This is a genomic window from Faunimonas pinastri (assembly GCF_900110915.1).
GTDB classification, from domain to species: domain Bacteria; phylum Pseudomonadota; class Alphaproteobacteria; order Rhizobiales; family Afifellaceae; genus Faunimonas; species Faunimonas pinastri.
In genome coordinates this window covers 1-11,276 of sequence record NZ_FOFG01000017.1, presented here as the reverse complement: position 1 = coordinate 11,276, position 11,276 = coordinate 1, and the positions used below count along the sequence as shown (strand labels likewise).

Genomic DNA, 11,276 nt, shown 5'->3' with positions numbered 1-11,276 from the left:
AGCGGCAGCAGGCTGCCGCAGGTGCGCTCAGTGATTGTCGGCCGGGCGGAACTTGTGCGCGACGTCGCGGTACTTGACCGCCGGCTTCAGCACCATGCCCTCGTCCATCTGGCCGACGATGGAGCGCTGGATCTCCTGCCACGGCGTTTGCGAAGCCGGAATGTAATCCGGCATCTTGCCGTCGAGTTCGGCCCGTCGGGAGGCCAGTTCCTCGTCGGAGATCAGCACGTCGACGCTGCGCTTGTTGAGGTCGACGCGGATGCGGTCGCCCGTCTTCAGCAACGCGAGCCCGCCGCCGGCCGCCGCCTCGGGAGAGGCGTTCAGGATGGAAGGCGAGCCGGACGTGCCGGACTGCCGGCCGTCGCCGATGCAGGGAAGCTCGTTGATGCCCTTCTCCAGCAGGTACTTCGGCGGGTCCATGTTGACCACCTCCGCCGCGCCGGGATGGCCGATCATGCCCTCGCCGCGGATCACCAGGATCGTGTGCTCGTCGATGCCGAGCGACGGATCGTCGATGCGATTGTGGTAGTCCTCGCGCCCGTTGAAGACGAAGGCCTTGCCCTCGAACGCCTCGGGATCCTCGGGATTGGAGAGGAAGAGCTGGCGGAACTGCGCGGAGATCACGCTGGTCTTCATGATGGCGGACCCGAAGAGGTTGCCCTTCATGTTGAGGAAGCCCGCCTCGGTCAGCATCGGCTCGTCGTAGGTCCGGATGACCTCGCGGTCCTCGGCGAACTTGCTTTCGCAGTTCTCGCCCATGCTCTTGCCGTTGACCGTCAGGGCCTGCGGATGCGGCAGTTCGCCATGCGCCATCAGCTCCGCCACGACAGCCGGGACGCCGCCGGCGCGGTGGAATTCCTCGCCGAGGAAGCGGCCGGCCGGCTGCATGTCGACGAGCAGGGGAATGTGGTGGCCGATCTTCTCCCAGTCGTCGTTATTGAGCTCGATACCGAGATGGCGGGCAATGGCGTTGAGGTGGATCGGCGCGTTGGTGGAGCCGCCGATGGCGGAGTTCACCACGATGGCGTTCTCGAATGCCTCGCGCGTCATGATGTCGGAAGGCTTCAGGTCCTCCCACACCATTTCCACGATGCGCTTGCCCGTGAAATAGGCCATGGCCGCACGGTCCTTGTGCGGCGCGGGGATCACGGCGGAGCCGGGCAGCATCATGCCCAGCGCCTCGGCCAGCGAGTTCATGGTCGTGGCCGTGCCCATGGTGTTGCAGAAGCCCGGGGAGGGAGCGGACGACGCCACGAGGTCGATATACTGTTCCTCGGTGATCTCGCCGGTGGTCTTCAGCTTCTTGGCCGCCCACTTGATGGTGCCGGAGCCGGTGCGCATGCCCTTGTACCAGCCGTTCAGCATCGGGCCGACGGAGAGCGCAATGGCCGGGATGTTGACGGTGGCGGCGGCCATCAGCTGCGACGGCGTGGTCTTGTCGCAGCCGGTCGTCAGCACGACGCCGTCCAGCGGATAGCCGAACAGGGTTTCCACCAGTCCGAGATAGGCAAGGTTGCGGTCGAGACCGGCGCCGGGCCGCTTGCCGGTCTCCTGGATCGGGTGGACCGGGAACTCGAAGGCGATGCCGCCGGCTTCGCGAATGCCCTCGCGGATGCGCTCGGCCAGGATGATGTGCTGCCGGTTGCAAGGCGAAAGGTCCGAACCCGACTGCGCGATGCCGATGATCGGCTTGCCGGACTGCAGCTCCTCGCGGCTGATGCCCCAGTTCATGTAGCGCTCGATATAGAGCGCCGTCATGTCACGGTCGTCGGGGTTGTCGAACCACAATTGCGAGCGGAGCTTCAGCATGGTGCCGTGCTTGCCGTCGAATGCCATGGGCGCGTTCCTCAATTTTTGCGTTCGTTGCCTGAGACATGACTCCAAAGCCGGCCGGAAATCAATTCATCAGATGATTGACGCCGCGCATTGAGGTGGAATTTTTCCGGTCGGTCCGCAGCGCTGAAGGCGAGAACGAAATCGAGGTTTTCGGCGGCCCCCGATGCTCAGATATCCGTGCGTTTCAGGAGGTAGTTCAAACCGCCGACCCGGTACCAGCGATAGCCGTAGCCTTCGATGACCACACGGTGCTTGCCCTTGTCGTCCGCCTTGCTGTGGCCCGAATCCAGAACGTCGACGAGTACGTTTCCTTCCTCGCCCTCCACGCCCGCCTCGAAGACGATCTCCTTCGGACTGCCGCTCAGATTATGGATGAACAGCGCGGAATTGTTGCGCCAGTCGTAGCGAATGGCGAAGATCGATGGATCGCGCATGTTCAGCACGGTGAAGTCGCCGACACCGATCTCCGGCACTTCCTTCCGCATGCGGATGATGCGCTCCATCCAGTTCAGGAACGATTCCGGCTCGCGGCGCTGGTGGGCGACATTTATCGTCTCATAGCCGTACGGGCCGCCGGAAATCACCGGCAAGACCGGCTTTGAGCCCAGCGTGAAGCCGCCCTGCGGCTCGTTGGACCATTGCATGGGCGTGCGCGCGCAGTTGCGTTCCGGCAACGACAGGTCGTCGCCCATCGCGATCTCGTCGCCATAGCGGAGCACCGGAGTTCCCGGCAGCGTGAACATCAGGCTGTAGGCAAGCTCCATGCGGCGGCGGTCGCCGTCCAGCATCGGCGCGAGCCGCCGGCGGATGCCGCGATCGTAAAGCTGCATGCCCTTTTCAGGGCCGAATTCCTCGAAGACCTTCTCGCGCTGCTCGTCGGTCAGGCGTCCGAGATCGAGTTCGTCGTGATTGCGCAGGAATATGGCCCATTGCGCCGTCTCCGGTCTTGATTTCGTCTGCCTCAGAGCCTTGGCGAGAGGACGACCGTCCGAGGCGGCGAGCGCATAGAAGAGATGCTGGTTCACCTGGAAATTGAACATCATCTGCATGCGGTCGCCGTCGCTGCCGAAATAATCCATATCCGTGTCCGGCAGGACGTTAGCCTCGGCGAGGATGATGGAATCGCCCTTCCGCCATTGCAGAAACTCGCGGAACATGCGGAGCATGTCGAACTGCTCCACGGGCTTGGTGACGTCTGCCCCCTTCGTGGCGATGACGAAGGGCACCGCGTCCATGCGGAAACCGGAGACGCCGAGCTGAATCCAGAAGCCCATGATCTTCAGGATCTCGGCCTGAACCTTCGGATTGGCTGTGTTGAGGTCCGGCTGGAAGTCGTAGAAGCGGTGGAAGTAATATTCCTTCGCCTGCTCGTCATAGGTCCAGGTCGTGTCCTGCACGCCGGGGAAGACCATGCCCTGGTCGGCATTGGCCGGCTTGGTCTTGGACCAGACATACCAGTCGCGGTACGGCGAATCCGGGCTGGATCGCGCGTCCTTGAACCATGGATGCTGGTCGGAGGTATGGTTGACCACGAGGTCGATGATCACCCGCATGCCGCGCGAGTGGGCGGCGTGGGTGAATTCCACGAAGTCGCCCAGCGTGCCGTAACGGGGGTCGACATTGTAGTAATCGGCCACGTCATAGCCGTCGTCGCGCTGCGGCGAGGTCTGGAACGGCATCAGCCAGACCGCATCCACGCCTATGCCGTGGAGATAATCGAGGCGGCGCATGAGACCCTGGAAGTCACCGGTGCCGTCGCCATTGGTGTCGAGGAACGTGCCGACATTCAGGCAGTAGAAGACGGCGTTCTTGTACCAGAGGTCGTTGATCATGCGGGCCTTCCAGGATGTTCACTTGGCTAACTAGTGCAGGGCACCGGCTTCGCCAGCCGGAAACGTCAGGCGGTCAGGCGCCCCGGTCGGGCACCTCTTCCATCAGCGCGTCTTCTTCCGCCTCCAGCGACGCCTCTTCCGGGGGTTCGAGGCCGAAGCGGCGCGCGACCGTCTCGTCGAAGCGGAGAAGGTCGGGGCGCAGGCGGATCAGCGCCAGGTCCTTGGCCTTGCTTTCCAGCATCACGTCGAACTCGAGGTCCGGCACGGAGCGCATGAAGCCGACGAATTCGAACGGGTGGACGAAATCCGCGTGGCCGGTCCAGACCGGCGCGACATAGGCGGTTTCCGCCTTGCCGGTCTTGCGGTTCTTACGCTTGAGCTCGCGCAGTTCCGTGCGCGGCGAGGAAAAGTGGATCTTCGGCCGCACGCCGTCCGGCCATGTGGCCAGGATGCGCCGCAGCGCATCGTGCATGTCGAGACGCTCGGGGTTCAGGCACCAGAAATGCTGGTGATCGAAGATCAGCCGCACGCCGGTATGCTCGTGGACCCAGAGCACGTCGGCGGCGGAAAACCTGATATCGTCGTGCTCCAGCACCAGCCGCCGCTGCACGTGCTCGGGCAGGGTTTTCCACGTTTCCACCCAGCGGGCGAGGCTCGCCGGCCGGTCGCCATAGGTGCCGCCGACATGGATGACGAGCACGGCCTCGGGGCCGAGTTCCATCCGGTCCAGCATCTCGGCTTGCGAGGCGAGATCCCAGACGCTCTTGGCCACGAGCTTCGGATCGGGACTGTTCATCACGATATATTGGGAGGGGTGGAAGGAAAGGCGGAGATCCAGCTCGCGCGCCTTGCGCCCGGCGGCGCGAAGTTCGCTGTCGGCTTCCCGCACCATGTCGTGAAACTGCGGCATGTCCGGATGCGTCGCGTAGGGCGCGAGGTCGGAGGCCATCCGGTACATGCTGATCCGGTGCTTCGCGAGGTGATCGAAAATCGCGTCGAGATATTCCAGCGAGACCTTGAGATGCGGATTCTTGTCGGAGCGACGGGTGTCGTTGCTCTTCAGGTCCGGGTTTCCCATCACCTTGACGGGAAAGCCCAGCCTCAACGGTTTTTCAGACATGTCCGACGCGATCTTTCGACAGGAAACCAAGCATGGAGCTTCGAACCGCCGCGCATCGTCGCAGTTCCCTCGCAGCGATCCATCGGCGATTGTTCGGTCGCCTTATAATAATTATATGGCTGTCTCCGGGCCGATGGGCGGGCGGTCGCCCGCTCGCCGCAGCCATTCCCGCGGCCGCGCGTTGAACGTCACGAATTCCGAGAACTATCATGCCGGTAGCCGCCGCAGCGGAGCGATTACAGGAGCAGGGGGCCGGCGGTCTTACCGTCGCGCCCGCGACGGAAAAGGGTGACGCCGGCATTCCGCCGAAGCCTGTCGAAGCAGAGGCACGGCCAGCCGGCCCGGAGAGCCCGCCCGCTTCCAAACCCGCGACGGCGGCCCGGGCAAACGAGCCTTTCTCGCTTGTGCCCAAGGCGCTTGCCCCCTTCCTGACCCCGTCCAGGTCCGCTCTGGCCTTCGCGCTCCGCAACACGGCGGCCTCGCTGATCGCCCTCTACATCGCCTTCCTGATCGGGATGGATGACCCGAAATGGGCGGCGATGACGGTGTGGGTCGTAGCCCAGCCCCAGCGTGGCATGTCGCTTTCGAAGGGCCTCTACCGGGCGCTCGGCACGTTGATCGGCTGCGTCGTCGCCGTGGCGTTGACGGCCCGGTTCAGCCAGTCCGGCGAGCTTTTCCTTGGCATTCTCGCGCTGTGGATCGGCCTCTGCACTGCAATCTCCACCCGGCTTCGGAACTTCCGCTCCTACGGCGCCGTGCTGGCGGGCTATACGGCGGCGATCATCGCGCTCGACTCCATATCGGCGCCCGATCAGGTCTTCGATATCGCGGTGTCGAGAACAACCTATATCCTGCTCGGCATCCTGTGCGAGGCGGTACTCGGCACGATCTTCGCAACCGGCGATCCCGCCACCGCCCTCATGGCCCGGCTGCGGCGGACTGTGGCGGACTCCGCGGCGGCGAGCCGTGCGGCGCTGGCGGGCGAAGCCGGCTTTCCCGCCGCCCTGCGCAAGCTCTTTACCGACGCGCTGGCGATCGAGACCGCCGCAGAATATGCCGCCGCCCAGTCCACCGCCGTGCGCCGCCACCTCGCCCATGTGCGCGGGGCGCTGGGCGCCGTACTGGCGCAGGCGGCCGAGGCGCAGGCGCTCAGCGAGTATCTCGGTTCCCGCCCCGACCGATCCGTGCCGCCTCGCCTCGATCCGCTTTTCACGGATGTCGCTCTCTTTCTCCGCGACGCTTCGGCCCGGCTGATGTCAGGCGAGGCGGAAACGCTGCGGGACCAGATGGCCGGGCTTCTCCATCGGGTGCGCATGGCGCGCGACAATAGCAGACCCAATGCCAAGGCGTCGGACGGCAGCGGCGCTGCCAAGGCGTCGGACGGCAGCGGCGCTGCCAAGGCGTCGGATGACATTGGTATCGCCGTGGACGAAAGCTTCCTGCTGGAGCGGCTGGAAGCGATCCTCTCATCGGGACTGGAAACGGTCAGCCGCTACGAAGGCTTCGCGAAAGGGCGGCCGGCACCTGATCGGGTGCAATTCTCCTTTCATGCCGATCCCGCGGTGGTGCTGAGAAACGCCGTCCGCGCCACGGCCGCCGTCGGTCTGGCAAGCGCGTTCTGGATCGCGACCGCGTGGTCCACCGGTTCGGGACTCGTCACTATCGTGGGGGTGGTCTGCGCGCTTTTTTCCACGCGCGACAACCCGTCGTCCGGCAGCATGAACTTCTTCAAGGGAACCGCCTTTGCCGCGCTCGCCGCGATCTTCCTGAATTTCGCCGTCCTGCCGAGGGTCACCGACTTTCCCATGCTGGTCGTCGTCTTCGTGCCTTTCCTCGTTCTCGGCGGGCTGGCGATGCGCAATCCCGCGACGGCGGCTCCGGCGTCGTCTTTCACGATCTTCATTCTCGATCTCGTCAGCCCGACCAACGATGGCCGGGCCGATGCGTCCACCTTCTTCAACGGCGCGCTGACCCTGCTTCTCGGCATCGCGGCAGCGGCCGTCGTTTTCGCCGTGGTGCTGCCGCCCAATCCCCGCGCCGCCCGCCTCCGGCTGAAGACGGCGAGCATTCAGGATCTGCAGTTCCTCGCGAAAGGGGCGTGGCACGGCGGGCTCACGCGCTGGCATAGCCGCATGGGGGACCGGGTCGTGCGGCTGATGTCCACCGCCCGCCTCGTTTCGTCCGGGGAGGGGGAGGCGGACCTTGCCGCCTTGCTTGCGGCCTTGTCTGTCGGCGTGGAGATCGCCCGCCTCCGGACGCTGGCGGCGAGAGACCTGCTCGGCGCGCGCGAGCGGCTGGCGGTGGAAACGGCGCTGGAACGATTGGGCCACCTCGGGAGCGAGCCGGAACGCGCGATCCGCTCCATCCGGGCCGCGGAGCGACGACTTGAGCGCGCGACCGGGGGAGATGCCCAGCAAGGCATCGCACGCCTGCGGGCGGCGGCCAGCCTGCGCGCCATTTCCGTCGCGCTGCGGCGGCATCGCGTGCCGCTCGGATTGGGCGAAGTCGGGGGCATTCCTGCGGTCGCCTCGACGCCCGAGGCGCAAGAAGCGGGGAAAGCCGCCTGATCCTTTCCGCATGGACTTGATGCGGAGTCTCCCGACGTTATGTTGACCTCAGACCGGTCGCTGCCCGGGCATGAGCTGGTTTCCCCTCCCTCCTGCCCATGCCCCTGGTGCGCGACCGGTCGCTTTCTCTGCTAATTCGGGTCCCCGACCCCTCCCCCACATCACAGGAGAACCAGATGGACAAGCGTACTCTGGGCAAGAATGGGCTGGCCGTTTCGGCCCTCGGTCTCGGCTGCATGGGCATGTCGGAATTCTACGGGCAAGGCGATGAGGCGGAATCCGTCCGCACGATCCATCGGGCGCTGGAACTCGGCGTCAGCTTCCTCGATACCGCCGACATGTATGGCGTCGGCCGCAACGAGGAACTCGTGGGCCGCGCCCTCAAGGACCGGCGCGACCAGGTGGTGCTCGCCACCAAGTTCGGCAATGTCCGTGGTCCGAACGGCGAGCGCCTCGGAATTTCCGGCAAGCCGGACTACGTAAGGAGCGCCTGCGAGGCGAGCCTCAAGCGCCTCGGCATCGATCACATCGACCTCTATTATCAGCACCGCGTCGACCCGCAGACGCCGATCGAGGACACGATCGGCGCCATGGCGGAACTCGTGAAGGAGGGGAAGGTCCGCTTTCTCGGCCTTTCCGAAGCCGCACCCGCGACGATCCGCAAGGCCCATGCCGTGCATCCGATCGCGGCGCTGCAGACTGAATATTCCCTCTGGAGCCGGGATCCCGAAGGCGAGATCCTGCCGACGGTTCGCGAGCTCGGCATCGGCTTCGTGCCCTACAGCCCGCTCGGTCGCGGTTTCCTGACTGGCCGCTTCAAGAGCGAGGCGGATCTGCCGGAAGGCGATTTCCGCCGGGGCTCGCCCCGTTTCTCCGGCGAAAACTTCGGGCGCAATCTGGATCTGGTCGCCAAGGTGGAAGAGATCGCACGCGACAAGGGCGCGACCCCCGGCCAGGTGGCGCTCGCCTGGGTGCTGGCGCAGGGCGAGGATATCGTTCCTATCCCCGGCACGAAGCATGTGAAGTACCTGGAGGAGAATGTCGGCGCGGCGGCGGTGAAGCTGACCGAGGCCGACCTCCGGGCGATCGATGCGGCCTTCCCCAAGGGGGCCACGGCCGGCGAACGCTATCCCGAAGCCGGCATGAAGACGGTCGATATCTGAGCCGGGACGAAGCCATCCGCTGTCACTTTTCAATCCTGATTGACAGCGGATGGCCGTGTTCTTAGTGGCTCGAATGGCACGGGGTGCTCGCCGGTTCGCGGCGGGCTGAGATCAGACCCGCGACTTGATCTGGGTAATGCCAGCGAAAGGACTGCCGTGATCGACGATATCTGGAATTGCCTGCGTCGCGTCCGCGAGGCCGCGCCGCTGGTGCACAACATCACGAATTTCGTGGTGATGAACAACACGGCGAACGCGCTGCTGGCCGCCGGCGCCTCGCCGGTGATGGCCCATGCACCGGAAGAGGTCGAGGACTTCGTCGCTATCTCCGGCGCGCTGGTCGTGAATATCGGCACGCTCTCCTCCGACTGGATCGCCGCCATGCGGCTGGCCGCGCTGAAAGCGGGAGCGGCTGGCAAGCCCTGGGTGCTGGATCCCGTCGGCGTCGGCGCGACGGCCTTCCGCAGCGCCACCGCCGCCGTACTCGTGGAGATCGGCCCCACGGTCGTGCGCGGCAACGCATCCGAGATCCTGGCGCTCGCCGATGCCGCGACGGAGGCGACCAGGGGCGTCGACTCCACCGTTTCCTCCGATCTGAGCCTCGAAGCTGCCCGCCGGATCGCCGCGGTGACTGGCGGCGTCGTCGCGGTGACGGGCGCGACGGATTACGTCACGGACGGTCGTGATGTTCACGCACTTCGCAACGGTGACGCCATGATGGGCCGCGTCACGGGTCTCGGCTGCTCCGCCAGCGCGCTGGTCGGCGCGTTCCTCGCGGTCGAACCCGATCCGCTGCTGGCGACGACGGCGGCGCTGGCGGTCTTCGGCGTGGCGGGTGAAATCGCGGCAGAAAACGCTCCCGGGCCCGGCACGCTGCAGCTTCGTCTTTACGATACGCTGTACGCGCTTGACCGGCAGGCGCTGCAAAGCCGCCTCCGGCTGGATTGAGCGGATGCGGCCATTCGATCCAACTCTCTGCCTCGTCCTTGGGCCCGACGATACGCGGGGACGCGACGTGCTCGACGTGGTCTCGGCCGCGATCGCGGGCGGCGTCACCTGTGTGCAGCTCCGCTGGAAGCTCGCCCCGGCCGAACCGCTGAAGGATCTGGCGCGGCGACTGATCGCGCTCACCCGGGAAGCCGGAGTGCCCATGCTCATCAACGACCGCGTCGAGGTCGCGATGGTGCTTGGCGCGGATGGCGTTCATGTCGGGCAGGGCGACATGAAGCCGGAGAATGTGCGCCGGCTGCTGGGGCCGGACGTCATCCTCGGATTATCGGTGGAGAATGCCGCCCAAGTCGGGACGGTCGATCCCGCCCTCGTGGATTACGTCGGCCTCGGCCCGGTGCTCGAGACGGCAAGCAAGAAAGATCATGCCTTGCCGATGGGCCTGGAAGGCTTCGCCGCCATCCGGCCCCGGATCCGGGTTCCGGTCATGGCGATCGGCGGAGTGGGCGTCAGCAATGCCACCCTGCTGTGGCAGGCCGGCGCGAACGGGCTTGCGATCGTCTCCGCTATCGCCGGCGCCGACGACCCGGCTGAAGCCGCCGCCGAAATCCGGCGTGCCTTCAAAGCTCAGGTCGAGGCCGAGCCGAGCAGTTCCGCTACGCGCTTCTGAAGGCTGAGCGCGTCGAAGGGCGCGCGAACCTTCATGTCGTTGTCGAAATACACGTAGACGTCGCGCGCCGAAGCACGCGGAGGAGGGGGGGGTGCACCCGCTCGTCGCCGCCGGGATCCTCGCCGCGCGCTCAGCCCACGATCTTCTCCGCCCAGAAGTCGATTTCCGGCGCGTCATAGCCGCTGGCGTAGAGCTCGGTGGCGCCGTGCAGCCGGCAATAGACGAAGCCCGCCGTCACATCCATCATCCGCGGCCAGGCAACCGTGGCCGCGCACACGAGCCCGATGCCCTCGGCGCGCAGTAACTCCACGAACTCCGGCGCGACGAGGCTCGGATGGCGTACCTCGACGGCGCGGCGCAAGACGCCGTCCTGCCCGGTCGAGATCCAGCTTCGTCCTTCCAGCCGACGATCGTGGTGCGTTGCAAGTGCTGCGGCATCAGCCATCGTTCGCGGCATCAGCCATCGTTCGCGGCAGCAGCCGGAAGAAGCTTTCGAAACGCTCTCTGGAGAAGCCGAGTTTCGGCGGGAACTGCCACAGGATCGGACCGAGCTTGGGCCCGAGGCGCAGAAGGCCAGAGGCCAGGAAGTTGGCGAGGAGCACTTCAACGTCCCGCAGCTTCTTGGCGTGCGTGATGAAGCGCGGACCCTTCACCGCGAAGACGAAGCCGTCCGGGGTGTCGTCATGTCAGCGCCTGAAGCTTTCCAGCCGCGGCAGGGAATAGAAGGCTCCGTTGATTTCAACGCTCGGGAAGGACCCTGCCGCGAAAGCGAGCTCGCGCTTTTGCGGCAGGGCAGGGGGATAGAAGACCCCGCGCCAGGGCTTGTAAGTCCACCCCGATATCCCGATCCGAATTGATCCCGCCGCGCCCATAGGCAATCCATCCGCTCTCCGGATGAGCCCCGAAGAACCAGGTCGGTTCCTTCCCGAAAACACGCCCAGCGGCCGGTCTCCGGTCTATGAAAGTTTTCCCAAGGCTAAGACATTGAAGAATTGGGGATTTCGGAAAATCATCCACAAGGACGAAAAACCTGTTTCGGGGCTCGGTTGACACCCTCGGCTGCCCTGTCTATATCAGCGTCACACCGGACGACGGGGCGCGGTTAGCGGCACTGAGGTCTGGTTGTTCTCGATTGAGATG

The 11,276-nt window shown here is 65.4% G+C and carries 7 protein-coding genes, 1 pseudogene and 1 riboswitch; of the genes and pseudogenes, 4 read left to right on the top strand and 4 right to left on the bottom strand.

All coding sequences use genetic code 11. The features are described 5' to 3' along the window. Positions 1 to 27 precede the first annotated feature (27 nt). From BMY25_RS17620 to uvsE, 3 genes are all read right to left on the bottom strand, one after another. The gene (locus BMY25_RS17620; protein WP_238858402.1) at positions 28 to 1,836 is read right to left on the bottom strand and encodes an IlvD/Edd family dehydratase; all 1,809 of its coding nucleotides are present in this window, start codon (positions 1,834 to 1,836) and stop codon (positions 28 to 30) included. Positions 1,837 to 2,003: 167 nt separating this feature from the next. Next, on the bottom strand, positions 2,004 to 3,668 hold the full coding sequence (locus BMY25_RS17615; protein WP_092499040.1) for an alpha-amylase family protein: 1,665 nt from the start codon (positions 3,666 to 3,668) through the stop codon (positions 2,004 to 2,006). A gap of 73 nt (positions 3,669 to 3,741) precedes the next feature. Beyond that, on the bottom strand, positions 3,742 to 4,788 hold the full coding sequence (uvsE, locus tag BMY25_RS17610; RefSeq protein WP_092499038.1) for a UV DNA damage repair endonuclease UvsE: 1,047 nt from the start codon (positions 4,786 to 4,788) through the stop codon (positions 3,742 to 3,744). A 209-nt stretch (positions 4,789 to 4,997) separates the two neighbouring features. Here uvsE and BMY25_RS17605 point away from each other — a divergent pair, with 209 nt between their 5' ends. From BMY25_RS17605 to thiE, 4 genes are all read left to right on the top strand, one after another. Beyond that, positions 4,998 to 7,355: an FUSC family protein gene (locus tag BMY25_RS17605; protein WP_092499035.1), complete on the top strand. Its 2,358-nt coding sequence runs from the start codon at positions 4,998 to 5,000 to the stop codon at positions 7,353 to 7,355. Between the two features lie 176 nt (positions 7,356 to 7,531). Beyond that, the gene (locus tag BMY25_RS17600) at positions 7,532 to 8,518 is read left to right on the top strand and encodes an aldo/keto reductase (protein WP_092499032.1); all 987 of its coding nucleotides are present in this window, start codon (positions 7,532 to 7,534) and stop codon (positions 8,516 to 8,518) included. A 69-nt stretch (positions 8,519 to 8,587) separates the two neighbouring features. Then, positions 8,588 to 8,687: riboswitch (TPP riboswitch) on the top strand. Then, on the top strand, positions 8,675 to 9,466 hold the full coding sequence (thiM, locus tag BMY25_RS17595) for a hydroxyethylthiazole kinase (protein ID WP_092499030.1): 792 nt from the start codon (positions 8,675 to 8,677) through the stop codon (positions 9,464 to 9,466). It overlaps the preceding riboswitch by 13 nt. A gap of 4 nt (positions 9,467 to 9,470) precedes the next feature. Beyond that, on the top strand, positions 9,471 to 10,136 hold the full coding sequence (gene thiE, locus BMY25_RS17590; RefSeq protein WP_092499028.1) for a thiamine phosphate synthase: 666 nt from the start codon (positions 9,471 to 9,473) through the stop codon (positions 10,134 to 10,136). Here thiE and BMY25_RS17585 read toward each other — a convergent pair. Then, positions 10,094 to 11,008: pseudogene (locus BMY25_RS17585) on the bottom strand (DUF72 domain-containing protein). The gene thiE and the pseudogene BMY25_RS17585 sit on opposite strands and share 43 nt — an antisense overlap. Between the last annotated feature and the right edge of the window lie 268 nt (positions 11,009 to 11,276).

What these genes read in the sequence shown, in the direction of transcription:
- BMY25_RS17615 (WP_092499040.1), bottom strand. Translation starts at nt 3,668, where the DNA reads ATGATCAACGACCTCTGGTACAAGAACGCCGTCTTCTACTGCCTGAAT.
- BMY25_RS17620 (WP_238858402.1), bottom strand. Translation starts at nt 1,836, where the DNA reads ATGGCATTCGACGGCAAGCACGGCACCATGCTGAAGCTCCGCTCGCAA.
- thiE (WP_092499028.1), top strand. Translation starts at nt 9,471, where the DNA reads ATGCGGCCATTCGATCCAACTCTCTGCCTCGTCCTTGGGCCCGACGAT.
- uvsE (WP_092499038.1), bottom strand. Translation starts at nt 4,788, where the DNA reads ATGTCTGAAAAACCGTTGAGGCTGGGCTTTCCCGTCAAGGTGATGGGA.
- BMY25_RS17605 (WP_092499035.1), top strand. Translation starts at nt 4,998, where the DNA reads ATGCCGGTAGCCGCCGCAGCGGAGCGATTACAGGAGCAGGGGGCCGGC.
- BMY25_RS17600 (WP_092499032.1), top strand. Translation starts at nt 7,532, where the DNA reads ATGGACAAGCGTACTCTGGGCAAGAATGGGCTGGCCGTTTCGGCCCTC.